This is a genomic window from Paenibacillus rubinfantis (genome assembly GCF_001486505.1).
GTDB classification, from domain to species: domain Bacteria; phylum Bacillota; class Bacilli; order Paenibacillales; family Paenibacillaceae; genus Fontibacillus; species Fontibacillus rubinfantis.
Window position 1 is genome coordinate 445,950 of the sequence record NZ_LN909064.1, and the last position, 24,466, is coordinate 470,415.

The following is a 24,466-nucleotide window of genomic DNA, read 5'->3' on the forward strand; positions in this document are numbered from 1 at the left end:
TATATGAACGGCTCAGGAATGCCGGTTCGACAATTGCTCTTTTAGGCGTTCCAGCTCTTCATTCACGGCGCTGGATTGGGCTGTGCCCGCATCCGCGATGCCGGACGTTCCTCCGTAGCTGGCGGAGACTTCCTGCTGAGCTTCCCAGCTCAGGATTTTCTCCTCCATACGCTCGAAGCCCCGCGCAGCTGCACCGCTTTCGATGCCGCGGCTGAAGTTCGGCCGTTCGGCTTCGGTTTTGACTTGGACCTTGCGAGCACGAGCCGCCAGTTCATTCCGCTTTTCCTTCAGGCGGGCGAACTCCGCTTTGCCTTCCGCGAGGCGAATCTCCAGCTCGGCTACGCGGTCGCGGGCCTCTTGCGCTTCCTTGGCGTACTGCTGCGCTTGCTCCTCGTAGCGGATTTTCTCCGCAGCCGCATGGCGCGCCGTCACCTCATCGCCTTGCTCCAGGGCGGTTAAGGCCCGAACTTCGCTTTGCTTGGCGAGATGGGCGATGTCCGCGCTTTTGCGATCCTGGACGGTCGCGGTCATCTGCTGCTCTTTAATCATTTTCTCGGCGGCGGCGATGTCGTCCTCCAGGTTGCGTAAGTATTGGCCGGTCATCAGGACCGGATCTTCCAGTTTGTTTAACACTTCGTGAATCGAAGCCTTCGCCAGATTGGCAATGCGATCAAATACGCTACTCATTCGAATCTCTCCTTTAGGTTGAATTAGGTTTGGGATCTTCTACGGATCAAAACGGGGAAAACGGATCATCGTAGCTGTAGCTGCCGATCGGCTCCTTTGGAACGATCAGGCTGGCGATCAAGTACAAGGCGACGACGGTGCCGAAGCTGAAGAACACTGCCACGACGGCAATCAGCCGGACGACCGTGGAGTCAACTCCCAGCCACTGCGCCAGCCCGCCACACAGGCCACTCACTTGCTTATCCGTTGCGGAACGATACAGTTTTCTCATGTTCAACCACACTCGCTTTCATTTATTTTCAAGTCCTAGATTCATTGGGTTAGAGTTTCAGCTTAACGGATTTGTTGATCCGTTGTTCATGTCTTTATTCTACCGGGAACGGCAGCGGGGCATAACGGGCTGGGGACGGTTTGTGAACTGGACCTTGGTCGGGCCGGCTCCTCGTCTGGAAGTCGGGGCAGGGGCTTAAACCCCGGAGAGCTTCTGGCGCGTAAAATGAAAAAAAGCTTGACGCCACGCCTATGTAAGCGCTTATTGCGGGAATCGGCCGATTTGGTTATAGTGTTGTGCATAAGGGAGGGGCGTCGATGTTTTTTTCGTTGCGCAATCGGCTGATTGCCGTATTTGTCGTCTTATTGGTCATTTCCTTTTGCGTCATGTTCCTGATTAGCTATAACAAATCCAGTGCGATCCTGCGTTCCGACAGCGAAACGGCGGCATTGGAAAAAATGACGGCCTACACCGCACTAATCAACTCCACGATCGGCCAGATCTACGATTTCTCTTCCGTCATCTATAACAGCGAAATCACGAACGAGTGGAGCGAATTCGTCTCCGATCCGATGCAGTCCGATGGGCAGAAGATGCTGAAAAATATTCAGCTCAGCAAGTTCCTGACGCGGACGGTTAATAACTATTCGATCATTGCCACTGCTTCGATTTATCGCAAAGACGGGCTCTACGTTGGTCTGGACAATCGGATCCTGCAGGACCCCTCGTTCTTGGAGGCGGACTGGTATCGGCATTTTTACGAGTCTGAGCAGCACTGGGCTCCGGCGGGCGTCGATCCGTTCGAACCGGTGCGCCTGAAGGAGCATGAGGTGATCAGCTTCCTGATCCCGATCGGGACGTTTAGCATCTCGCAAGCCACCGCCGTAATGAAGGTGAACGTCCGTGCGGAATACTTCAAGGATCCGCTAAGTCAGGTCCATCTCGGGACGCATGGCACGATCTTCCTGCTGAGCGGCGAAGGTGAACCCCTGCTAGGCCAGCCGTTGTCGGATTTCGGCGAACCTGTTCTGAATAAGCTGGGGGAGATCCGGGGGCGGGGGCCGCGGGAGGGCGTTTTTTATGCCAAGCCTCAGGGAGAAGACATGATCTATGTATATAAAAAATTGCAATTTAACGATTGGATGCTGGTGGGGGCGGTTTCCGAAAAAGAACTGCTAGCCAATCTCATCAATTTGAAATCAGGTATCTTGGTGGCAACCGGGACGTTGCTGGTGTTCGCCGTCCTTGCAGCCGTCTGGATTTCCTACAGCATTACCAAACCGCTGGGCGGCTTGGTGGCGGCGATGCGGCTTGTTCAGCGCGGGGAGTTTGCTCAAGCGGAGCAGCGGATCCCTGAGCGGTTACAGGTGAACCATGAGGTCGGGTTCGTGACGGTCACGTTCCGCAACATGATCGTGCGGCTGCGCGCCCATTTGAAGAGCGAATTTGAATTGAAGCTGCGCCGGCAACAAGCGGAATATCGGGCGCTGCTGATGCAGATTAATCCGCATTTTCAGTTCAATACGCTGGAGCTGCTCAGCAGCCTGGTCATTCAGCGGCGGACGGATGATGCGGTGGACGTCATCGAATCGTTGGGTAAAATGCTGCGTTTCTCGCTGAACGCCAAAAGCGACTTGATCCCGCTGCGCGACGAGGTGACGTATACCGAATCTTTTGCCGCCATTCTGAACCATCGGTTCGCCGAGCAGTTGGATTTGAGGTTGGAGAACGCCGTGCTGGACCGACCGGTTCATATCGTGAAGTTTATTTTGCAGCCGCTGGTCGAAAATGCGGTCAAATACAGCCAGGTCAAGAACGACACCGCCGTCGTGCGCATCCGCATCTGGGAGGAAGAGCAACGCCTGCTCTTGCAGGTGGCGGACAACGGGGTGGGTATGGAGCCGGAATTGGTACGGCAACTCAACGAGGAGTACCAGCACTCCCAGTTGGAGCAGGTATTAAGCACCGGCGGAAGACAGATCGGCCTGCGGAATATTTTGGCACGCTGCGCGCTTTATTACGGGGCCGGGTTTGCGTTTTCGATTCAATCCGCGCCTGGGGAAGGGACGACGATCACGTTAAGTTTACCGATAGGGGAGGGGAATGCCGATGTTTAACGTGCTGTTGGTCGATGATGAACGGGAGATTCGTCAAGGGTTACGGCTGAAAATCGATTGGCAGCAGTTGGGCCTCCAGATTGCCGGGGAAGCGGGGAACGGTCAGGAGGCGCTGGAATGGCTGCAAACCGGGGAGTGCGACATTATCATCACCGATATGCGCATGCCGATCATGGACGGGGTGGAGCTGCTTGAAAGCTGTTCCCGGCAGTATCCAGACCTTCGTCTCATCGTGTTGACGGGATATGACGACTTTCAGTACGCGCATGCGGCGATCAAGAACCGGGCCAGCGATCTGCTGCTGAAGCCGGTGACGCGAAGTGAACTGGCCGGAGCCCTGAGCAAGGTCGCCTCCGAGCTGGAGCGGGAGCGTTTGGCGCAGGCGGAGCGGAAGCTTTCCGAGTGGAAGTTGTCCCGCTACCTGGAGGAAATGAAGGAGCAGTTCATTCACAGCGTCATTAAAGCGTATCCGGGTGGTAGACACCTTTGGCAGGAGCGGATCCGATTGTTTGGCTTAAGTGAGCTGGCGGCGTTGTCGGTGCGCTTCGTGGCGATCGGATTGCTGCCCGTGCCCGCGGAAGCGCCGGAGGAAGCGGGCCTTCGCCTGCCATTTGAGCTGCTGTGCCGCGAACTCGCCGCTTCCGATACCGGGCCCGGAATCCCGGTCTTCCGGGAAGCGAAGCATCCCGATTTGTTGTTTGCCATCGTGCCGGAGGATCCGGCGGCCGTGCAGCGCTTTACCGCCCAGGTGGCCGATCGGGTTCGCAGCTACCTCAAACGGGAGGTGGTTGTAGCTGCCGGTGAACCGGCGCAGGGTCTGGAGGCTTGGCGTGAGGGCTACCTTTCCTCCGTACTGGCCTGGTATATGGGACAACATGCGCAGCAAGCCGGGGGCGAGCCGTTGCGGAGTCCGGCAGATCCGGTGCAGCTGGCGACCCAGGACAAGCTGAAGCTGCTGCAGCGGCATTTAGCTGACGGACGCAAGGAGGCGTTCGAGAAGCTGGTGGAGGAGGAGCTCGCCAAGGCGCTGGCTCATTCGCACCCGCAGTTCATCAAGTTGATTTTCCAATGCTGCTTGTCGATTGAATTGACTGCGGATGCATTGGGGCTCGCGCTGCGCGACAAGGATGAGATCTGGATTGATCCGGAGTGGGTATGGGAGCTCGGCACGGTCGCCAAGGCCTGCCGGTTCCTGTATGGCTTAGCTGACCCGCTGTTTGCCCTGAAGAGGGGCTGCGGGACCCGGGAAGAGCCTTCGATCGTGGAGGCGATGAAGGAAATGATTGAGCTGAACTACATGAACGATCTTAATCTGTCGCAAATCGCCGAGCAGTACCACTATAACCTGTCCTATTTGTCCGACCTGTTCAAAATAAAAACCGGAAAATCCTTTCTCCAATACCTGACCGATGTACGCATGAACAAGGCGGTGCAGTTGCTGGACGAAACGCCGCTTTCCTTAAGCGATATTGCGGAGCTGACGGGCTTCTCCAATGCCAGTTATTTCAGCACGAAATTCAAGAAGGTGTTTGGTATCAGCCCCTCCGAGCACCGGCAGAAGGAGAAGCATATCTAAAAAAAGTATAAGTTCAAAGCCCAAAGAAATTGGATTCTTCTCCTTTTATGTATGCGCTACCATTTTAATCAGCAAGACCATTCTCATTAAGGGGGAAGGAAATAGATGAAGAAGACCAAAGCGATGTTATTGGCTAGTTTACTTCTCGTCACCGCGATCCTGGTTTCGGCATGTGGTTCGGGTAGTAACAATGCGGGCAAAGCCAACACCGGGAATTCGAGCCAGCCTTCGGAGGCGGGAGGTGCGGCTACGGAAGAGCAAGTTGAGCTTCGCGTCATGTGGTGGGGGGACCAAACCCGGGCCGACATCACAACGGCCATGCTGAAGAAGTTTGAAGAGAAGCACCCGAACATCAAAGTGGTGCCGGAGTTTTCTCCTTTTGACGGATATTTCGACAAGCTGAATACGCAGCTCGCTTCGGGCACAGCGCCGGACCTGTTTACGTTAGGCAGCAACATCCTGGAATATGCAACGCGTAATGTGCTGTTGGATATCAACTCGTACGTTGGCAATGAAGTGGACACGAGTAAAATCTCCCCGCAGCTTATCAACATGAACACGTTTGACGGCAAGCTGCAGGGCATCTCGATCGGGGCAAACTCGACGGCGATCCTGGCCAACACGGCGCTGTTCGAGAAGGCGGGTCTCCCGATGCCAACGAAGGAATGGACTTGGGATGATTTTATCAAGATCAATGAGCAAATCGCCGCTACAGGTAAAGACACTTACGGGTCTTACGACTACTCTGGTGAGATGGACCAATTTGGTGTGTACCTGACCCAGCGCGACAAGATGATCTACAATGAGCCGGAGCAGAAGTTGGGCTTTGAGGCAGCGGATGTCGCCGAGTGGTTTACCCTCTGGGAAGGCATGCGCAAAGCGGGCAGCATCGTGACGCCGGAGCTGCAAATTTCGGCCGATCCGGACGACACGAGTATGTCCCTGGTGACGAAAGGCCAAGTGGCGATGCAGTTTATTCCGACCAACCAGTTTGCCGATTTCCAAAAAATGTCCCAGGATAAGCTGACGCTGATCCCGGTTCCGATGGGGCCTAACGGCAGCATGATCTCCGTCCAATCCAGCCAAAACATCGTGGGTTATGCCAATACCAAGCATCCGAAGGAAGTGGCGATGCTGATGGACTTCTGGGTGAACGATCCGGACGCCGCCAAAATCCTCGGCAACAACCGCGGTGTGCCGGTCTCCTCGGAGATGCGGGCGGTGCTGAAGGCGGAAGCCTCCGAAACGGACAAAGTCGTGTACGATTACCTGGATATCGTTGCAGTGGATGATGTTGATCTGCTGTACAACGTTCCTGGATCCAACGAGTTCAAGCAAGAGCTGTTGAAGGCCAGCCAAAACGTCGCTTTCGGACGTATGGACATCGCAAAAGCTGCAGAAGAGTTTTATGCGCAGGGACTTAAGATTCTGCAAGCCAACTTGAGCGCAACGACAAATTAAGAGGTCTGTCACAAGGAGAGGGGGGATCCGTTTGGTTCCCCTTTTTCTAAACCTGAGCAATGAATGATTCGGAGGTGCCTACTTATGGATTCAGTGACAGGCGTGGCGACCCAAACCGTCGTAAAGCGGAAAACGCGTCGATCCTTGAAACGGAACTTGACGGGATATTTGTTTTTGCTGCCTTGGTTGATCGGATTTTTTTGCATGGCGATTGGTCCGATTTTGGCTTCGCTGTATTTGTCCTTTACGAATTATAACATGTTAAAAGCGCCCGATTGGATTGGGCTTCATAACTTTACGGAAATGTTTACGGGGGATGCCACGTTTACGCATTCTTTGAAATTGACGTTCCAATACGTGTTCCTCTCCGTTCCTCTGCGGCTGGTGTTCGCCTTGGCAGTCGCGATCATTTTGAATAAAGGGTTACGGCTGCTGGGATTGTACCGGACCGTCTATTATATCCCTTCGTTACTTGGGGGGAGCGTGGCGATTGCCGTTGTTTGGAAAAAAATCTTCTCGGGTGACGGGTTGTTTAACCGGTTTCTCGAAATTTTTCATATCGATGCTCCCGATTGGGTGGCGAATCCGAGCTACATCATTTATTCCATCGTTGCGCTGTCGGTTTGGCAATTTGGCTCGTCCATGGTAATTTTCCTGGCGGGACTGAAGCAGATCCCGGGGGAAATCTACGAGGCTGCGGCGGTGGACGGCGTCAGCCGCACGCGCCAGTTTATGCGGATTACGCTGCCGCTGCTGTCGCCGGTGATCCTGTTTAACCTGGTCATGAACATGATTGGTTCATTCCAGGTGTTTACCTCCGGGTACATTATCGGGGACGGCCACGGCGGGCCGATCGATTCGACGATGTTCTATTCGCTGTACTTGTACTTGAAGGGCTTCTCGTACTTTAATATGGGCTACGCTTCGGCAATGGCCTGGGTGATGCTGGTGATCATCGGCATTTTTACGGCGATCGTATTCGCCTCCTCGAAGTATTGGGTCTATTACGGTGACGGCAAGGACGAAAGGGGCTGAGGAAGATGGTGTTGAGGCTAAGCTTAAGCAAACTGTGGAGACATGTGGTAGTCATCGTGATCGGGACGATCATGATTTACCCGGTATTATGGATGATCAGCAGCTCGTTCAAGCCAAACGCGGAAATCTTCTCGGACCTGGGCTTGTGGCCGGACTCCTTTACGTTGTCCAATTACGTCAACGGGTGGCGAGGGATTCAAGGGTATTCGTTTGGGCATTTTCTGATCAATTCCTTTATCATTGCAGCGCTGGCGGTGATCGGTAACGTGATCTCCTGCTCGCTGGCGGCCTTTGCCTTTGCGCGCTTGAATTTCGCGGGTCAGAAATTCTGGTTTAGCATGATGTTGATGACGTTGATGCTCCCGTTTCAGGTCACGCTTATTCCGCAATATATTCTGTTCCATTCATTTGGTTGGGTGAATACGTTCCTGCCGCTGGTCGTGCCGAAGTTTTTTGCGCTGGATGCGTTCTTTGTGCTACTGATGGTGCAATTTATTCGCGGCCTACCGATGGAGCTGGATGAAAGCGCCCGGATCGACGGCTGCGGACCTTTGCAAATTTACCTGCGCATCATTATGCCGCTTTGCGTTCCGGCGGTAATCACGACGTCGATCTTTACGTTCTACTGGACGTGGGACGATTTCTTCGGACAAATGATCTACCTGAACAGTCCAAAGCTGTTTACGGTGATGATTGGTTTGCGTTCGTTGATTGACTCCACCAGTACCTCGAACTGGGGCTCGCTGATGGCGATGTCCACGGTGGCGGTGGCGCCGGTCATCGTGATCTTCCTGATCTTCCAGCGTTATATCGTTGAGGGGATCTCCACGACGGGGCTGAAGTAAGCGGACAGGAGGGTGAACTGTGCACGACTCGACTTCTAGGAGGGAAGGGTTATGAGCTTAGCGTTATCGGACATCCATATTCGAGATCCGTTTGTCCTGCCGGTTCCGGCGGAAGGCAAATATTATATGTACGGCACGATTGGTGAGACATGCTGGAAAGGAAAGCCTCGCGGGTTCGACGTTTACGTAAGCACGGACCTGGCGGTATGGGAAGGTCCGCACCCGGCGTTCCGGCCGGAGCCGGATTTCTGGTCGGACTTCAACTACTGGGCGCCGGAGGTACATGAGTGGCAAGGCCGTTATTACATGTTCGCCACCTTCAAGGCGGACGGCCGATGCCGGGGGACGCAAACGTTGGTGGCGGACCACCCGCAGGGCCCGTTCCGCCCGCTGGGCGACGGGCCGTTGACGCCGCGCGATTGGGAGTGTCTGGACGGGACGTTTTACGTCGATCCGCAGGGTGATCCCTGGATGGTGTTCTGCCATGAATGGGTGCAGGTGCAGGACGGCGAGATTTGCGCCGTACGCCTCAGCCGCGAGCTGGATCGGGCGGTGTCTGAGCCCGTGCTGCTGTTCCGGGCTTCGGAGGCGCCGTGGGCCGAAGGGATTCGCGGCGGAGCCAACTACGTCACGGACGGCCCGTTCCTGTACCGCGCCGGTAACGGCGAGCTGCTGCTGCTTTGGTCCAGCTTCAGCGATGGCGGCTATACGATCGGCTGTGCCCGCCAGGCTGGTGGAGACCTCGCCGGTCCGTGGGTGCAGGACGCTGAGCCGCTATATAAACGAGACGGCGGCCACGGGATGCTGTTCTGCACGTTCGCGGGCGAGCTGCGCTTGGCGATTCATACGCCAAATGACAGCCCTCATGAACGTCCGATCTTCATTCCGGTTACGGAAAAGGACGGGCGATTAAGCGCACAGCCGATAGAAGCGCAGGGCTGATGTGGGATCAGAGAGCGGGGAGGGATCGGAGAGATGGGAGAGATGGGAGAGATGGGCGTATTGGAGCGGCTGCGCAAGATAGACGTGGTGTCGGCCGTAAGCGTGGAAGGCTTGCATAAGAGCACGGACCAAGCCGTGCTGGAGGAGTTTGCCGCCTCGGGCGTCAAATTCGCGGCTAGCGAAGGAAGCCCGCTGGAGCGGGTCTATTACGCCGGGGTGCGAAAGCTGCTCGACTGCATCGTGCCCTCGGTGAGCGGCGTGCCGGTGCTGCATGAAGGCGGCGTGTACCTCGGCACCTGGGTGGAGAGCACCGGGACGATTAATGCCGAGCTGCTCAGCCGCTTCGTGCCGTCGGTGGCCCAGGCGACCTTTGCTTTGTTTGCCGATTACCAACGGTCCGATGGTCTTATGCCGTACAAGGTGACCGGGGCGGGACCGGCCTATCGGCAAATTCAGATGGTCACGCCGCTGGCCCGCTCGGTTTGGAACCACTACCGGGTGAACGGCCGGACGGACCGGGCTTTCCTGGACAAGATGTACCGAGCGATGGAGCGGCATGACGCTTGGCTGGCTGCGTTTCGTGATACGCGGGGGACGGGCTGCGTTGAGGCGTTTTGCACGTTTGACACGGGGCATGATTTATCCCCGCGCTTCTGGCATATCCCGGATACGCCTCATTTGGGTGATCCCCGGCGATATGATCCGGATTCGCCGGTACTGCCGCTGCTGGCGCCGGATTTAACGGCGAACGTGTATTGCCAGCGCCGATATTTGAGTGATATTGCCGCGGAGCTGGGGGCGGCTGCCGGTCCGGAGTGGACGGCCAAAGCGGCGGCGAGCTTGTCCAGCTTGATGGCGCATTGCTTTGATGCAGAGGACGGGTTCTTCTATGATGTGGATGCGAGCGGGCAGTTTGTCCGTATCCAGTCCGACGTGCTGCTGCGCGTCTTGGCTTGCGAGGTGGGGGACGGAGCGTTTTTCGCCGCATCGCTGCGCCGATATTTGCTGAATTCGCGGAAGTTTTTCGCCAAATACCCCTTCACTTCGATTGCGATGGACGACCCGCGGTTTGACCCGTCGTCGGCTTACAACACCTGGGCAGGAACAACCAACTTCCTTAGCCTGATCCGTACACCGCATGCGTTCGAACACCATGGTCGGTTTGTGGAATTGACCTGGGTGCTGCAGCCGATTCTGTCGGCGATGGTCCGCATGGAGCGGTTTGCCCAATGTCTCAGCCCGTGGACGGGTGAGGAGGGCTTTACGGAGACGTACTCCCCTGCCATTTTGTGTCTGCTCGATTATGTAGAGCGGTTGTGCGGCATACTGCCGACGCCGGAGGAGGAGTTGTGGTTCACCGGACTGCTGCCTTATTCGATGGATCACGGCGAAGTCCCGGCGGAGGAAACCGCTTATGCCCGGACGGTAGACGGCATGTCGTTCGAACTCGTCAATACGCGGGAAGGCAGTACCGTTTACCGGAACGGAGAGCTGTACTGCCGGTTTCCTTACGGCACCCGGCTCGTTACTACTCGCCGCGGCGAGCCCAAGGCGCTGGTCGGCATGAGCGTGCGAACAGTGGAGGGTCTGCTGGAGTATGAGTGCAGAGCTTATCCGGTCCGCCTCGGTGGAAATGAGGTCTGGCGGATGGCTGGGGCTGCCTCCGGCGGAGCAGAGTCAACAAGGCAAGCTGGGCAAGCAGGCGCTTCTGCCGATACTTTGACGGGTCCCGGTGTGGTCCGGCCCACCTATCACTAGACAACCCCTAGCACGTTTCGCGAAAAAACGCCATAAACTTTTTAAGATTGGCATAATATAGGGTGCCTTTCGTATAACAATAAGTAGGCGTAAATTCGGGAAGTTTCGCTTGAGAATTTGGAAGGGGAGTGTAGGGAATGCGCATCGCAGTGATTCAGGGAAGTGCAAGGAACGGAGGGAACACGGAGGAGTTGACACGGCTGGTATTAGAGGGGATTCCCTTTACGAATATCATCCTGCGGGAGAAGGACATCAAACCGATCCACGATCAACGGCACGACGAAGGTGGCTTTGATCCGGTGGACGACGATTACGATGATCTGATCCTGCAGGTGCTGGAGCATGATATTCTGATCTTTGCCACACCGGTCTATTGGTACGGAGCCTCCGGTTTAATGAAAAACTTCATTGACCGTTGGTCGCAAAGCTTACGCGACGTCCGCTTCAATTTCAAAGAAGTGATGGCGGACAAAATCGCCTATGCCGTCGTGGTTGGCGGTGACAATCCACGAATCAAGGCGCTGCCGCTGATTCAACAGCTGCAGTACACGTTTGATTTCGTGGGGCTGCCGTTTGCCGGTTATGTGATCGGAAAGGGCAGTAAGCCGGGCGATGTGCTGAAGGACGCCCGGGCGATCCGGGAGGCGGAAGCGCTCAACGCCGAGCTGCGGAAAGTCGAGCCAGTAGCTGTTAATCGTTCCTGACGGAACGAAAGCTGGCAGTGTGTGAAATTTGCTTGTGGACGACATGAAGACGACGTGCGGCTGCATTTGCAGCGGCACGTTTTTTTCGTCGGGGGAGGACAACCTAAGCAGTCAGGCCTCTTTTGACGATTATCCCGTTGCATCAGGTCGTGGAGTAGCAGAAATACAAGGAAGAGAAACTAGGCGTGAAAAAACCGATTGGTCTGGAAATAGCGCGGCTTAAATGAGTCGAGATAACTCACAGCACTGATTATGCCGCAGCCATAAGGGGCTGAGGCTGATTATGGTGACGTGTGATCAACTGGGGGTAAGGGATCGCTGGAATGGCCATGCACATATATAGCAATTCCTCGCGCATCGATTCTTCGGAACCCAACATGCGCAGGTGGCGGCGTACCGTGTACTCATTTAAATACGCCTGCAAATGCGTCAAGCCCAAGGAGATATACGTACTCTTTAGGGATTTCCATGCCGCTCTCACAACACTCCGTAAGGGCAAATACAGCCGGAAAGTCAAAGGGAATGGCTGTAAGGTTGAGGTGTGGGCATCTACATGGCTTTTTAGGAAACTGTCGAGTTCGGGCCGCTCGGCCCGTACTCCGTCTCCTCTCTTTCGCGAAATCACATGAATCTTTACCCGCTCCGGCTCGCCGGACTCCGTGACCGTGCATCCGGCTACGACCGCTGCGGCATAAGAATAAGGCCGTAAAGGATCCCCGTACTGATCGCTGTTCACCTTCACATCTCCGCTCAAAAGCTCCCTAGCATCAAATTCTCCGAGGGAATGGCGTATTTTGTGCAGCATTAACCATGCGGTTTTGTAGGTCACCCGGATCACCTGACTCAGCCGCAAAGCCGAGATGCCGTCGGGAAGCAGGAACAACTCCAGGGCCTGAAACCATTTCAACAAGGGCAGATGGGTCCTTTCAAAAATCGTGCCCACCAAAGGCGATGCTTGATAGGCGCATCTTCCGCATTCGAACAAAGGAAGACGACGGGAGGACAGTCGAGCGCATTCGGTATATGCGCAGCGCGGACAGATGAATCCGTCAGGCCACTTTTTAGCGATTAGCAGCTCAATACAATCCGCCTCACTGTGAAAACGGCAGCTAGTATAAGGAAAATCCACACTGGCACTTAATTCCACGTCGATCCCTCCAAAAAAAGAATAGGAACATAGGTTCTCTTTCTTGATTATACCAAACATATGTTCTCTTAACAACTATAAAATACCAGAATAACCATACTGTTTTTCATCAGGTTTTGCATGTTCATTTCCGGCAACCTCATGTCGATCCCCTGTTCCTGAACGAAAGGGATAATCGTGCAAAGGGGTGTGAAAGGTACACAGGTCAATTGGATATGTTGCTCTAGGATGTGGATTTTTTTACACAGGCCTAACAATGCAGGATTATAGTTAGGGGATGGATAATATTAATTTTAAATAAATCCCTAGGAGGATGATCCTTTTGAGCGATATTATTAATTTTGCGCATCGCGGGGCGGCGGGGCATTACCCGGAGAACACGATGCTGGCTTTTGCCAAGGCCCTGGAATTAGGGGCGACTGGTATCGAGACCGACGTGCAGATGACGCGCGACGGTCAGTTGGTCCTGATTCACGACGAGACGTTGCAGCGGACGGCGGGAACGCCGGAGTGGGTGAAGGATTTGACCCTCGCTGAAATAAAGCAGCGCGAGGTAGGTTCTTGGTTCCACGCGGATTACGCGGGCGAGCGGATTCCGACGCTGGAGGAGCTGCTGGAGTTGGTCCGCAACACGGACACCATCGTCAACCTTGAGTTGAAAACTGGCGTCGTGTTATACCCCGGCATCGAGCAGAAGGTGATCGATACGGTGCGCCGCTTCGGATTAAGCGAACGGATCATCATTTCCAGCTTTAATCACTACTCCCTTGTGGAATGCAAAAGATTGGCACCGGACATCCGCACCGGCATTTTGTACATGGAAGGCTTGTACGAGCCGTGGGATTACGCGAAGCGGGTTGGCGCGGAAGCGCTCCATGCTTACCAATACGCGTTGACGCCGGAGTTGGTGGCGGAAGCGAAAGCGAACGGAGTGATCTATCACCCGTTTACCGTTAACGATGTGAAGCTGATGCAGGCGCTGATCGCTGCGGGCGTGGCCGGCATCATTACCGATTACCCGGATCGCTTGGCAGAACTGCTGGCGAAACAAGGAGTGTGACCGGATGAAAAAAACATGGCTGCTGGGACTGGGCTTTTTCAGCATTAGCTTGACCTGGGCGCTATATAATGCGTTTGTTCCGCTCTTTTTGGACGACTATTTAAAAAGCGCCGCCATGATCGGGTTTATGATGACGATCGATAATTACTTCGCCATTATTTTGCAGCCATGGATTGGACATCGTAGTGATAAAACGAATACCCGGTACGGCCGTCGGATGCCTTATCTGCTAATCGGCATGCCGCTGGGCGCCGTGTTTGCGACGCTGATTCCGTGGCACACCGGATTCGTGACCTTGGTATTGTTTATGGTATTCATGAATTTGTCGATGAGCTTGTTCCGGGCGCCGACGGTTGCGTTGATGCCCGACATCACACCGGAGCCGCAGCGCACCAAAGCGAACGGTGTGATCAATTTCATGGGCGGCATCGGCTCGGTGCTGGCTTTTGGCATCGGCTCTCAGCTCTACGGGATCGGATCGTATGTGCCGTTTCTGTTTGCCGGGGTGGTTATGCTGATCTGCCTGCTGGTCCTTAAAGCGGTGATCCGCGAACCGGCCGCGTTGGAGCTGGGGCTCGCCGGGAACGCTGCGGCGGGAGAGCAACCACAGCCAAAGCCGCAGATTCGGATCAAGGATCAACTGGACAAGACAACGGTGCTGATTTTAGCGGCGATTTTCTTCTGGTTTGTGGCCTATCAAGGCGTTGAAGCGCTGTTTACGTTGTACGGCACCAAGCAGGTAGGGATGAGCGATGCCGAAGCCTCGTTCTCCTTGACGTTCTTCTCGCTCGCCTTCCTGCTGTTTGCGTTGCCGAGCGGCTGGTTGGGAGCCCGTTATGGGAAAAAGGCGATCATCTCCACCGGAGTGGCCGGATTGTTTCTCGTTTTTGGGGTGATGATTTTTATCGATTCCGTCCTGTGGCTGCGGGTGCTGCTGATTGTTGGGGGGATCTTCTGGGCGTGCATCAACATCAACTCCTACCCGTGGGTTGTATCGACAGGGCGAGAAGAGAGCATCGGGACACGTACGGGGATTTATTACTTCGTTTCGTCTCTGGCCGCGATTACATCACCGCCGCTGCTCGGCTGGCTGATCGACGTGTTTGGATACCCGGCGTTGTTCATCAGCGCATCGGTTGGGATGCTTCTGGCGCTGTGCTGCTTGTTTTCCATTCCTCGGGAACGGCAGAGAGTAGGCAGGGATCCATTGGATCAGACGCCTGTCGGCATGAAATAAATCGATATTGTAAAAAAAGCAGCGGGTTCTCCAGACGCGATAAAGCGTTCAAGAGAACCGCTGCTTTTTGTATTAAGCAGACTTGCGTCTGGCACGTAGAGCCAGCCCTAAAGCGGCAAGCGCTACGAGCAGGGCGCAAGCCGAAAGCACGAGGGCGGTGGTCCCTGTCGTGGAGCCGCTGCTGTTGCCGGATGGGGCAGGATGGGAGGCGTCGGCTACAGGGGTGGTGCTAGCCTCGGCGTTGTCCGCCGCTGCTCCTTCGTTTGAACTAGCATGATTATGCCCCTCGGCAGCGCCATCAACCTGCCCTGCGCTCCCTTCGGTGCTCACGACCGTCAACGAATGCGGCCGATCGGAGCCTTCCGCTCCGGTCCATTCCACGACGCTGCCGTCGCTGTAGTACTGGAAGGCATCCCAAGCCAGTTCGGCGGATGCATCCGGGTTCTGCGCGACGAAGTCAAACTGTTGGAATTGGCCGGGGCCAACGCCTTCGCCTTCGGCCGTCCAGGTGACTGCGGTGACCGTTCCATCTTCTGCCGTCGCCAGCTCCACGCTCCATTCCGGTACCGGACGATACTGTTTAAAGGCGAGGCCTTCCGGGATTTTCAACGCGACTTTCACGGTGTTGAGGTCTTTCTCCACCGGCACTTTGAGGCTGTAAGTTTCCCAAGCGCCCGGGGTGGATTGGCTTGGCTTGACGGTAACATGTGCGCTAACCGTCCCGGTGAAGAAGGTGAGGATCAGCATCCAAGTGATAGCGGAACCGGCCGCGTAACGCCAAAACCGGCTTCCAAGAGATCGGGTTGTAGGGAACATAATAAAGTCTCCTTTTCTATAGTTGTTTGGTGCACCCCTTAGGGGGTTCCTACCGACAGCTCGGTATCGTAATCGTAGCTGTTCAAGGATTTCGTCAGGATATGGACATGAACGTTCCAGCGGCCGCCCATCGTGATCAACTCGCGTACCTCGGTTGGAGAGCTGCCGGGGAAGATGATTTCCGTCGTTCCCATATCCATCTCCTTCGACGTTAGCTGCAAAGTCACTTGCTCCACATCGGTGCGGGGGTGACCCTCCGGCCCGTCTACGCTGACCTGAAAGGTGTTAGTGCCTAAGGCATTTGGAGCTATGCGAATCATTACTGTTGTCCCGTCATCCAGCTGTTTCGTCAAAGTCGCGGGACCGGGGGAGGCCGAAGCCGTAGGCAAATTCGCCAGGACAGCAGCTAACACAAGCACGACTAGGCCGGTTCCAAATTCCGTCCATACGCCGGCGGCGCTTAGCGGTTTGCCTGCCCGTCTTCCACGCAGGAAGGACCAAGCACCGAGCAGCAGGCAGATCAGAGTCAGGGCGATCTTTAGTATCAGGACGCGGCCATACGCCGTATGCGTAAACGAGTACAGTGTCGGCACATGCAGCAAGCTTCCGTACACACCGGACACCATCAGGATGGCTACCATGAGGAAGGCGAGCAGAGAGAAGCGCCGGACTGTACGCCAAGTCAAGGGAAGCTGCGGCGTTCCGGACGGATGAGCCTTGTCTTCGGCAGCGGGCAAAGTTGCCACCGGAAGCAAAAATGCTAAAGCGCCAACGCCGCCCAGCCAGATCAACGATGCGGCCAGGTGCAGGAAGTCCATCGTGATGGCAAGCCCGGGAAGCTCTGCGGTGGCGGCATGTCCGATAAAAGCCTTGGACAGCAGCAGGCCAAGGCCAAATACCAGTCCGCCAGCCAGCGATAGCAGCCGGGGACGGGTGATCCGGCTGGTTCGCAGCAGGAACACCGTCCACAAGAGCCAGCCCCCCAGCAGCAGGAGTTGAATCTTCCAGATTTCCCCGAAGGTCGTATAAACCAGCGTTTGCCGCCAAAGCTCCGGATCAAACGCTTCTCTCCAACCGCCGCCTGCATCGTTGGCCGTTTGCTGCGGCAAACTAAGCAGGATGCCGGCGGAGGCGGCGATCAGTCCGGCCAGCAAGACGGCGCGGCTGCGCCGCTTCAAGCGCTCGGGCCAGGCGTTGTCCAGGCGGGGGAGGAGCCAGGCGTGGAAGACGACAGTCCCAAGATAACCAGCCATTCCGCCATAGAACAACCATCGAACCAGCACTAGACTCCAGCCCGGGAAGGAATTGCCGCTATCCGTTGTCGGATGGATGGGGAGGCCGTTGTTGGTATCGCCGCGTCCGATTTGAAACGGAATCGTTCCGGAGATGGCGTGTCCGTCGCCGGACACGACGTTCCATTTTGCCGTGTACAGGCCTTCCGGGAGGTTCGGCTGCAATGAAGCGGTCAACCGGGAGGGCTGTCGAGGGTCGATTCCCGCTCCCCCGTCATTGACGATATTTCCATTGGGTCCGATGACTTCGAGCTTGTGAAAGCCGGCTTCGATCGGTTCATTAAATTCGATTTCAAAGGTCGCGGGAGACGTGTCCAAGGTTTCGTTAGCCGCCGGTTGCGAAGAAACGACGTAAGCGTGGGCGGAAGCAGAAGCCGGTGCCAGGATGAGAAGGGCGGCGCAAGCTGCAGCCGCGAACAAAGTCCATTTACGAAACAAGATGTTCAATCGCATTCAGCCCTCATTTAGATAGTCTATTAACTTCCTCACAATGATTACCATTTTACATGGATTAATTACGCCTGAGTATGACTAGAATGGGCTATATCGTACCCTAATCTGGATTCACTTGTGTCTGAATTGTGAAGTGTCAAAAACTAAAATTTGCATAAAAGTACAGGTTGATTTGCACAAATATACATAATTTTTAAACAAAAACACTAACTTTGAATGTTAACTATTTCAAAAGTGATAAGGGTAAATTACAATGGGGGTTAGTCCATAGCTTAAGGCGAGTTTGAACATAATGAAGGAGGATATAAAGTGGCAACAATTAAGGTAGGTATCGTAGGTTACGGGAATCTGGGACGGGGTGTGGAGCTGGCGTTAAAACAAAATCCCGATTTCCAATTGAAAGCGATTTTTTCGCGCAGACAACCGGACGAGGTGGCGTCGGCTAACGGCGTGGTGCACATCTCTGAAATTGAAAAATATAAGGGAGACATCGATGTACTGCTTTTATGCGGCGGGTCGGCTACGGATCTTCCGGAGCAAGGACCGCAGCTTGCAGCGATGTTTAATACCGTTGATAGCTTTGATACGCATGCCAAAATTCCGGAATACTTCGCAAAAGTGAACGAGGTAGCGGAGAAAGCGGGAACGATCAGCGTCATTTCAACCGGTTGGGATCCCGGCTTGTTCTCGCTGAACCGTCTCTTAGCCGAATCCGTGCTGCCGGAAGGGAAAGACTATACGTTCTGGGGCAAAGGCGTAAGCCAAGGGCACTCCGACGCCATTCGCCGCGTGGCAGGCGTGAAGAACGGCGTTCAATATACGATTCCAGTCGAGGCGGCGGTCGAGCGTGTGCGCCAAGGCGAAAATCCAGAGTTGTCCACGCGTGAGAAACATCTGCGCGAGTGCTTCGTGGTTGCGGAAGAAGGGGCTGATCTGGCGAAAATTGAGCAAGAGATCAAGGAGATGCCGAACTATTTTGCGGATTACGACACGATCGTTCATTTCATCAGTGAGGAAGAGCTGAAAGCAAGTCACTCCGCGATGCCGCATGGCGGCATGGTACTGCGCAGCGGCCGGACCGGACAAGGCAATACACAGCTGATCGAGTTCAGCCTGAAGCTGGACAGCAACCCGGAATTTACGGCCAGCGTACTGGTTGCTTATGCTCGTGCGGCGTACAAGCTGTCGCAAGCAGGTCAGTCGGGGGCGAAGACCGTGTTTGATATTCCGTTTGGTCTGCTGTCTCCAAAATCGCCGGAGCAGCTGCGTAAAGAACTGCTGTAATCGGTCGTGGGCAAGCTGATCGTTTGTTCATTATAAGCAGAGGTTAAGAGGTTGTCCTAGGTAGGTGAATTTAGCTGCCTTGGGACAGCCTCTTATTTTTTGAGACTAGGATTAAAAGTCACGAAAATGTCGCATTCCACCTTGACACGACGGAGGAGAAGAGGGTGTGCGAAACAAATTGCAACAACTTTTATTGTGAACTAAATCACAAAATACAGAATTAATATGACAATTCTGCGAACTCTGATAGGCCGAAGCTGCATTGTGAACAATTATCAAAATCGCTGAATTTGCCGGATAATGCCCGAAAATCGCCTTAAATCAACTTTCCGAGTTGTGTAAAGGATAAAAGTCACACGAACTACTGTCATTAAATTACAGATATAACAATCTCTATGAATTGTTATTCAACCTCTCCTTTCCTAACATGAAAGTAGCTGATCGAACGAAGCCATTTCCTTAGTTAAGGGGATGGCGTTCATAACGTAGAAAGGGGTATCGGTATCCTATGAAAAGGAAAGGGTTGCTGCTCGCTTTATTTTCAGCCCTCCTTGTCCTCCTGACCGGGTGTAATCAATTAACGGTATTAAATCCGAAAGGTCCGGTGGCCAAGACCCAATCGCAAGTCATCATTTTCTCTATTTTAACGATGGCTGTTATTTTGCTGGTCGTTTATACGCTGTACATTTACATGCTAACGAAATATCGTGCCTCCAAAGCGGCTCCGGATTACGAACCGCCGCATGTGGAAGGAAGCAAATGGTTGGAAATTACCTGGATTACGATCCCGGTGATTATCGTGGCGGTGCTGTCGGTTGTTACGGTACGCAGTACATCGGCCGTGGAAAAGGTGCCTGAAGGCTACGAGGATCAAAAACCACTCGTGATTTACGCTTCCTCCTCCAACTGGAAATGGCATTTCAGCTATCCAGAAGAGGGCATTGAGACCGTAAACTACGTGAACATCCCAACGAACCGTCCGGTTGAGTTCCGGCTGTATTCGTTTGGTCCGATTACGAGTTTCTGGATTCCGCAGTTAGCTGGTCAGAAATACGCGATGAGCGATATGGTGAATACGCTGAACATCGTTGCCGAACACGAAGGCTCGTACATGGGCAAAAACTCCAACTTCTCGGGCGAAGGCTTTGCGCATATGGAATTCGAAGCGCTGGCGATGGCGCCGTCCGAATATGACAAATGGATCGAAGAAGTGAAGGACACCGCTTCTGAGCTGACCGAGCCGGAGTTCGACAAATTGCTGGAGACCGCTCATGTCGGCCGCCTGACGTTTACCTCGACCCATCTGGACTTCCGGCCTGCACCGGAAGGGGAGAATGCCGGCCATAACCATGGCGGCGAGAACGGAGCGGAGGACATGGACCACTCCGAAATGGATCACTCCTCGATGGATCACTCCGATATGGACATGACGGAATCTAACGAACACGAAGCTCATAATTAATCAACGGGAAGGGAGTACCTAAACATGAAATGGGACGAATTTTTCGTCACAGGTGAGCCGATGATCTACGGCGCGATGGTTAGCATCGTGGTCGCATCGCTGGCGATCCTCATCGGACTGACCTATTTTAAAAAATGGGGCTGGCTGTGGCGCGAATGGTTAACAACCGTTGATCATAAGCGAATCGGCATCATGTATATTATTGCGGCGCTGCTGATGCTCTTCCGCGGCGGCGTGGATGCGCTGCTCATGCGGGCTCAGCTGGCAATTCCGGAGAACGGGCTGCTGGATGCGCAGCATTATAACGAAATTTTTACGACACACGGGGTTATTATGATCCTGTTTATGGCGATGCCGTTTATCGTCGGTTTGATGAATGTGGTGATTCCACTGCAAATCGGCGCGCGCGACGTCGCGTTTCCGCGGCTGAATGCCGTCAGCTTCTGGCTGTTCTTCGCCGGGGCCATGCTGTTTAACATCTCCTTCGTCATCGGGGGCTCCCCGGATGCTGGATGGACGGCATACTTCCCGCTGGCAAGCATCGAGTTCAGCCCAACGGTGGGCAACAACTATTACTCGATCGCAATCCAGATCGCAGGGATCGGGACGTTGATGACCGCAGTGAACTTCCTGGTGACGATTCTGAAAATGCGTGCGCCAGGCATGAAGCTGATGAAGATGCCGATGTTCACTTGGTCGGTATTGATCACCAACGTGATCATCCTGTTCGCGTTCCCGGTACTAACCGTGGCGCTGGCGCTGATGATGTTCGACCGGTTGTTTGGCACGCAGTTCTTTACGATGGCCAACGGCGGGATGGATATGCTCTGGGCCAACCTGTTCTGGGTATGGGGCCATCCGGAGGTTTACATCGTGATCTTGCCGGCCTTCGGGATTTACAGTGAAGTCATTTCGACCTTCTCGCGTAAAAACCTGTACGGATATAAATCCATGGTTTGGAGTATGATCGTTATTTCGCTGCTGTCGTTTGTCGTATGGGCGCATCACTTCTATACGATGGGACACGGCGTGATGGTCAACGGGATCTTCTCGATTACCACGATGGCGATTGCCGTTCCGACCGGGGTTAAGATTTTCAACTGGCTGTTTACGTTGCAAAAAGGGCGCATCGAGTTTACGACGCCGATGCTGTACTCGCTTGCCTTTATTCCGATCTTTACGATCGGCGGGGTGACCGGGGTCATGCTGGCAATGGCGAGCGCCGACTATCAATACCATAATACGATGTTCCTGGTGGCGCATTTCCACTACGTGCTGATTCCAGGTACAGTCTTTGCGGTTATCGCCGGGTTCTATTACTGGTTCCCGAAACTGTTTGGCTTCCGGCTGAACGAGCGCCAAGGCAAACTGGCCTTCTGGATTATCGCAATCAGCTTTAACGTTACCTTCTTGCCGCTGTTCTTCCTTGGTTTGAAAGGGATGACCCGGCGGATGTACACCTATTCGGAAAGCACGGGCTTTGGTCCGCTGAACTTGATCGCATCGATCGGGGCGGTGGGACTCGCCATCGGGTTTATCGTTCTGGTGTACAACATTTACTGGAGCTTCCGTTACGCGGAGCGCGATACGACCGGCGATCCTTGGAACGCACGTACGCTGGAATGGAGCACGCATTCTCCGGTTCCGGAATACAACTTTGCGGTTGTACCGAAGGTGGATTCGCTGGATCCGTTCTGGGAAGCGAAGAAAAGCGGCAAAACGCTGTTCACGGACAAAATCGAAGAGATTCATATGCCGAACAACAGCGGCCAACCGTTTATTCTGGGCATGATTTTCTTATTCTTCGGATTCTTTATGGTCTTTAGCTGGTGGGTACCGGCGATTATCGCGGGACTCGGGATTATCATTATGTTGGCGGTACGCTCGTTTGAACGCGACCACGGCCGGCATATTCCGGTCAACGAAATCCTTAAAACCGAGCGGGCTTTGGCCAATCGGATGGACACGGATGCAGGATTGCGGGGTGAACACGCATGAAGGTAGATCATACTTTGCCTTTGGAATATCAAACGGAGGAGAACAGTAACCGGGTTCTTGGGTTCTGGCTGTTCCTGGGTGCGGAAATCGTGCTCTTCGCGACGTTGTTCTCGGTGTATCTGACGCTGTGGAATCGGACTGGTAACGGGCCAAGCGGCGCGGAAATTTTCGAAATCGGGCCGGTGTTGGGCGAAACGTTCCTGCTGTTGACGAGCAGTTTCACCTGCGGGCTGGCGGTACACAGCATGCGTTTGGGGCTGAGAAAGCCGTTTATGGCTTTCTTCGCCATCACGCTGCTGCTAGGCCTCGGGTTCCTCGGCATCGAAATTACCGAGTTTGTCACTTACGTGCATGAAGGCGCAACGATCCAAACAAGCGCGTTCTTGTCGAGCTTGTTCGTCCTGTTGGGCACGCACGGCGCCCACGTGACGATGGGTCTGCTGTGGGGCGGCGGCCTGATGATTCAGGTGAAACGCGAAGGATTTACCCATGATACGGCGAATAAATCGTTTATTTTTTCGCTGTACTGGCACTTCCTGGACGTGGTCTGGATCTTCATCTTCAGCTTTGTATACTTGAAAGGACTGATGTGACATGAAAAAACTATTCCCGATTCAGCACGTCATGGGATATGTGTTCTCACTGATCCTTTCTGCCGTAGCGCTGTCGGTGGTTTTCTGGGATATGTCGTTTGGCGTAGGCATGACGATCCTACTGGTCTGTGCGGCGATCCAGATGTCGGTTCAGCTGTTCCTGTTCATGCACATCGGCGAGAACCGCAGCAAAGGCGCCTTGTACGCCAACCTCGTATATGCCTTGTTCGTCGGGCTGGTGACCGTGTTTGGTACCTTGCTGACGATGATCTGGGGTTATCAGTAAGAGTGAAGCTAGTTATGTTGTTCGGAAAAGGAAACCCGTTGTCACGTATCGTGGCAGCGGGTTTTTTGGCGTTGGCGGGGGATGCTAGTGATGTAAGAAACGTATCGCTCTGCGCATTCATTGGCCGATAGGAGAGTAATTGGTGGTGGGCTGTTTGCGGTCCGTTGGGTGGCGGTCGGCGGTGGATAGTGACAGGGCTAACGGAGCGTAAGTGGTTAGGATTCAAATAGAAGAGCGGGCCAATTAGATAGTAAGGGACTGTAGAGCTGTGGTGTGTGTGGTGCTGGTTGGGGCTAGCGGACTGTGGGGCAGGGGTGAGTGGTGCGGTTGGGTAGGCTAACGGACTGTAGAGCCGTTATGTAGCGTCGGCTGGTCCTGCCTGGGCGCTAACGGACACCACGGCCGTTATTTTGGGGAATCTATGTTGTGAGGGGCCTTTTTCTACTGAATAAGGGCTGCTGGGTCCGTTAGCGTGGGAAATATAGCGGGAAATGACAAATAAGGTCGCTGAGGTCCGTTACGGGGGCGGTCGCGAGGTCGCGTTACGTGATCCGGTGCGCGGGGGCCGTGTTACGTGGTCCGGTGCGGGAGCCGTATTACGAGGTATGTTACAAGGTCCGCTGCGCGTCGAGAAAAAAGATTTGCAAAGCCTCTTTACATACCCCGTGGGGGTATATTATAATGAACATACCACAGCAAACCACGCTGGTTTGGAAAGGAGGAGACGTATGGCGAAGGTCGAGGGACACGAACATCCAGCGTCCGCACACTGCGAGGAGCATGGCGGACATCATGGCGCAATGGAAACGGAGAATGGCAAGCTGGTACGACACAGCCACCATTCCGAAGCGATGAAGAGCAACCTGACCAGTCGTTTGAACCGGATTGAAGGGCAAATCCGCGGAATCAAAGGGCTGATCGAGAGGGATACTTACTGTGACGATGTGCTGAACCAGATCGCCGCCGTGCAATCCGCGCTAAACAGCGTGGGCCGGCTGCTGCTGGAGGGACACATGAAGAGCTGCGTGGTCGAACGGATACAAGCGGGTGAGACCGAAGTGCTCGATGAGCTGCTGGTCACGGTCAACAAGCTGATGAAATAACAGTGGAACCCCCCCGGGGTACGCTGTAAGAGGACGCTATTATCATTTTATAGGAGGAAGATATCATGCAAAATATAACGTTAAACGTAGAAGGCATGTCCTGCAATCATTGCGTGAAGTCGGTGGAAGGGGCAGTCGCCGGTTTGGGGGCTACAGGTAAAGTAGACCTGGCTGCGAAAAAAGTGGATGTCACGTTTGACGAATCCAAAGTAACGGTTGAGCAAATTAAAGAAGCGATTGAGGATCAAGGCTACGATGTTGTTTAAGTCGCCGCGGTTATCGGGGATTGAGGCGTAAAGCCTTTGGCCGCGCGCCTTTGACCCGGGATCGGGCTTGGTG

Annotated in this window: 22 protein-coding genes; 17 read left to right on the forward strand and 5 right to left on the reverse strand. The window is 54.4% G+C overall.

The window, feature by feature from the left end:
- Positions 1-12 precede the first annotated feature (12 nt).
- On the reverse strand, positions 13-687 hold the full coding sequence (locus BN3277_RS10225) for a PspA/IM30 family protein (protein WP_059042288.1): 675 nt from the start codon (positions 685-687) through the stop codon (positions 13-15).
- Between the two features lie 46 nt (positions 688-733).
- A complete protein-coding gene (locus tag BN3277_RS10230; RefSeq protein ID WP_059042289.1) occupies positions 734-958 on the reverse strand; it encodes a PspC domain-containing protein in 225 nt (74 codons plus the stop codon).
- Positions 959-1,275: 317 nt separating this feature from the next.
- Here BN3277_RS10230 and BN3277_RS10235 point away from each other — a divergent pair, with 317 nt between their 5' ends.
- The 8 genes from BN3277_RS10235 (at position 1,276) to BN3277_RS10270 (ending at position 11,396) form a co-directional block, all read left to right on the forward strand.
- A complete protein-coding gene (locus BN3277_RS10235; protein ID WP_059042291.1) occupies positions 1,276-3,075 on the forward strand; it encodes a cache domain-containing sensor histidine kinase in 1,800 nt (599 codons plus the stop codon).
- Complete coding sequence (locus tag BN3277_RS10240) at positions 3,068-4,651, forward strand: response regulator transcription factor (protein WP_059042293.1); 1,584 nt, start codon at positions 3,068-3,070, stop codon at positions 4,649-4,651. The genes BN3277_RS10235 and BN3277_RS10240 overlap by 8 nt, the downstream gene beginning before the upstream one ends.
- 105 nt (positions 4,652-4,756) lie before the next feature.
- Positions 4,757-6,112, forward strand: a complete 1,356-nt coding sequence (locus BN3277_RS10245) for an ABC transporter substrate-binding protein (RefSeq protein WP_059042295.1) — start codon at positions 4,757-4,759, stop codon at positions 6,110-6,112.
- Positions 6,113-6,196: 84 nt separating this feature from the next.
- Complete coding sequence (locus tag BN3277_RS10250) at positions 6,197-7,147, forward strand: carbohydrate ABC transporter permease (RefSeq protein ID WP_059042297.1); 951 nt, start codon at positions 6,197-6,199, stop codon at positions 7,145-7,147.
- A 5-nt stretch (positions 7,148-7,152) separates the two neighbouring features.
- Positions 7,153-7,992, forward strand: coding sequence for a carbohydrate ABC transporter permease (locus BN3277_RS10255; RefSeq protein WP_059042299.1), 840 nt, complete (start codon positions 7,153-7,155; stop codon positions 7,990-7,992).
- A 51-nt stretch (positions 7,993-8,043) separates the two neighbouring features.
- Positions 8,044-8,934: a glycoside hydrolase family 43 protein gene (locus tag BN3277_RS10260; RefSeq protein ID WP_059042301.1), complete on the forward strand. Its 891-nt coding sequence runs from the start codon at positions 8,044-8,046 to the stop codon at positions 8,932-8,934.
- A gap of 33 nt (positions 8,935-8,967) precedes the next feature.
- Positions 8,968-10,692: an MGH1-like glycoside hydrolase domain-containing protein gene (locus tag BN3277_RS10265; RefSeq protein ID WP_059042303.1), complete on the forward strand. Its 1,725-nt coding sequence runs from the start codon at positions 8,968-8,970 to the stop codon at positions 10,690-10,692.
- 137 nt (positions 10,693-10,829) lie between these two features.
- Entirely contained in the window at positions 10,830-11,396 is a 567-nt protein-coding gene (locus tag BN3277_RS10270; RefSeq protein ID WP_082691415.1) for a flavodoxin family protein, read from the forward strand.
- A 250-nt stretch (positions 11,397-11,646) separates the two neighbouring features.
- Here BN3277_RS10270 and BN3277_RS10275 read toward each other — a convergent pair whose 3' ends face one another.
- Entirely contained in the window at positions 11,647-12,543 is an 897-nt protein-coding gene (locus tag BN3277_RS10275; RefSeq protein ID WP_449289970.1) for a transposase, read from the reverse strand.
- Positions 12,544-12,865: 322 nt separating this feature from the next.
- Here BN3277_RS10275 and BN3277_RS10280 point away from each other — a divergent pair, with 322 nt between their 5' ends.
- Positions 12,866-13,603, forward strand: coding sequence for a glycerophosphodiester phosphodiesterase (locus BN3277_RS10280; RefSeq protein WP_059042307.1), 738 nt, complete (start codon positions 12,866-12,868; stop codon positions 13,601-13,603).
- A gap of 4 nt (positions 13,604-13,607) precedes the next feature.
- A complete protein-coding gene (locus tag BN3277_RS10285) occupies positions 13,608-14,840 on the forward strand; it encodes an SLC45 family MFS transporter (RefSeq protein WP_059042308.1) in 1,233 nt (410 codons plus the stop codon).
- A gap of 72 nt (positions 14,841-14,912) precedes the next feature.
- Here BN3277_RS10285 and BN3277_RS10290 read toward each other — a convergent pair whose 3' ends face one another.
- A complete protein-coding gene (locus BN3277_RS10290) occupies positions 14,913-15,656 on the reverse strand; it encodes a YcnI family copper-binding membrane protein (protein ID WP_059042309.1) in 744 nt (247 codons plus the stop codon).
- Positions 15,657-15,694: 38 nt separating this feature from the next.
- Positions 15,695-17,401 carry a copper resistance CopC/CopD family protein gene (locus BN3277_RS10295; RefSeq protein WP_059042310.1) on the reverse strand — a complete coding sequence of 569 codons (1,707 nt, stop codon included), beginning with the start codon at positions 17,399-17,401 and terminating at the stop codon, positions 15,695-15,697.
- 309 nt (positions 17,402-17,710) lie between these two features.
- Here BN3277_RS10295 and BN3277_RS10300 point away from each other — a divergent pair, with 309 nt between their 5' ends.
- From BN3277_RS10300 to copZ, 7 genes are all read left to right on the forward strand, one after another.
- Positions 17,711-18,685, forward strand: a complete 975-nt coding sequence (locus BN3277_RS10300; RefSeq protein ID WP_059042311.1) for a diaminopimelate dehydrogenase — start codon at positions 17,711-17,713, stop codon at positions 18,683-18,685.
- Between the two features lie 508 nt (positions 18,686-19,193).
- Positions 19,194-20,147: a cytochrome aa3 quinol oxidase subunit II gene (gene qoxA, locus BN3277_RS10305; RefSeq protein ID WP_059042312.1), complete on the forward strand. Its 954-nt coding sequence runs from the start codon at positions 19,194-19,196 to the stop codon at positions 20,145-20,147.
- Positions 20,148-20,171: 24 nt separating this feature from the next.
- Positions 20,172-22,145: a cytochrome aa3 quinol oxidase subunit I gene (gene qoxB, locus BN3277_RS10310; protein ID WP_059042313.1), complete on the forward strand. Its 1,974-nt coding sequence runs from the start codon at positions 20,172-20,174 to the stop codon at positions 22,143-22,145.
- Positions 22,142-22,738, forward strand: coding sequence for a cytochrome aa3 quinol oxidase subunit III (gene qoxC / locus BN3277_RS10315; protein ID WP_059042315.1), 597 nt, complete (start codon positions 22,142-22,144; stop codon positions 22,736-22,738). Before qoxB ends, qoxC begins: the two co-directional genes overlap by 4 nt.
- 1 nt (position 22,739) lies before the next feature.
- The gene (qoxD, locus tag BN3277_RS10320) at positions 22,740-23,024 is read left to right on the forward strand and encodes a cytochrome aa3 quinol oxidase subunit IV (RefSeq protein ID WP_059042317.1); all 285 of its coding nucleotides are present in this window, start codon (positions 22,740-22,742) and stop codon (positions 23,022-23,024) included.
- Between the two features lie 728 nt (positions 23,025-23,752).
- The gene (locus BN3277_RS10325) at positions 23,753-24,127 is read left to right on the forward strand and encodes a metal-sensitive transcriptional regulator (protein ID WP_059042319.1); all 375 of its coding nucleotides are present in this window, start codon (positions 23,753-23,755) and stop codon (positions 24,125-24,127) included.
- 65 nt (positions 24,128-24,192) lie between these two features.
- Positions 24,193-24,393, forward strand: coding sequence for a copper chaperone CopZ (gene copZ / locus BN3277_RS10330; RefSeq protein ID WP_059042320.1), 201 nt, complete (start codon positions 24,193-24,195; stop codon positions 24,391-24,393).
- Positions 24,394-24,466 lie beyond the last annotated feature (73 nt).

Excerpts from the sequence above, each read along its gene's own strand:
- BN3277_RS10255 (WP_059042299.1), top strand. The coding sequence starts at position 7,153 with ATGGTGTTGAGGCTAAGCTTAAGCAAACTGTGGAGACATGTGGTAGTC.
- BN3277_RS10245 (WP_059042295.1), top strand. The coding sequence starts at position 4,757 with ATGAAGAAGACCAAAGCGATGTTATTGGCTAGTTTACTTCTCGTCACC.
- BN3277_RS10285 (WP_059042308.1), top strand. The coding sequence starts at position 13,608 with ATGAAAAAAACATGGCTGCTGGGACTGGGCTTTTTCAGCATTAGCTTG.
- BN3277_RS10295 (WP_059042310.1), bottom strand. The coding sequence starts at position 17,401 with ATGCGATTGAACATCTTGTTTCGTAAATGGACTTTGTTCGCGGCTGCA.
- qoxB (WP_059042313.1), top strand. The coding sequence starts at position 20,172 with ATGAAATGGGACGAATTTTTCGTCACAGGTGAGCCGATGATCTACGGC.
- BN3277_RS10260 (WP_059042301.1), top strand. The coding sequence starts at position 8,044 with ATGAGCTTAGCGTTATCGGACATCCATATTCGAGATCCGTTTGTCCTG.
- BN3277_RS10250 (WP_059042297.1), top strand. The coding sequence starts at position 6,197 with ATGGATTCAGTGACAGGCGTGGCGACCCAAACCGTCGTAAAGCGGAAA.
- BN3277_RS10235 (WP_059042291.1), top strand. The coding sequence starts at position 1,276 with ATGTTTTTTTCGTTGCGCAATCGGCTGATTGCCGTATTTGTCGTCTTA.
- BN3277_RS10325 (WP_059042319.1), top strand. The coding sequence starts at position 23,753 with ATGGCGAAGGTCGAGGGACACGAACATCCAGCGTCCGCACACTGCGAG.
- BN3277_RS10265 (WP_059042303.1), top strand. The coding sequence starts at position 8,968 with ATGGGAGAGATGGGAGAGATGGGCGTATTGGAGCGGCTGCGCAAGATA.
- BN3277_RS10240 (WP_059042293.1), top strand. The coding sequence starts at position 3,068 with ATGTTTAACGTGCTGTTGGTCGATGATGAACGGGAGATTCGTCAAGGG.
- BN3277_RS10290 (WP_059042309.1), bottom strand. The coding sequence starts at position 15,656 with ATGTTCCCTACAACCCGATCTCTTGGAAGCCGGTTTTGGCGTTACGCG.
- copZ (WP_059042320.1), top strand. The coding sequence starts at position 24,193 with ATGCAAAATATAACGTTAAACGTAGAAGGCATGTCCTGCAATCATTGC.
- qoxC (WP_059042315.1), top strand. The coding sequence starts at position 22,142 with ATGAAGGTAGATCATACTTTGCCTTTGGAATATCAAACGGAGGAGAAC.
- BN3277_RS10230 (WP_059042289.1), bottom strand. The coding sequence starts at position 958 with ATGAGAAAACTGTATCGTTCCGCAACGGATAAGCAAGTGAGTGGCCTG.
- BN3277_RS10270 (WP_082691415.1), top strand. The coding sequence starts at position 10,830 with ATGCGCATCGCAGTGATTCAGGGAAGTGCAAGGAACGGAGGGAACACG.
- qoxA (WP_059042312.1), top strand. The coding sequence starts at position 19,194 with ATGAAAAGGAAAGGGTTGCTGCTCGCTTTATTTTCAGCCCTCCTTGTC.
- BN3277_RS10225 (WP_059042288.1), bottom strand. The coding sequence starts at position 687 with ATGAGTAGCGTATTTGATCGCATTGCCAATCTGGCGAAGGCTTCGATT.
- qoxD (WP_059042317.1), top strand. The coding sequence starts at position 22,740 with ATGAAAAAACTATTCCCGATTCAGCACGTCATGGGATATGTGTTCTCA.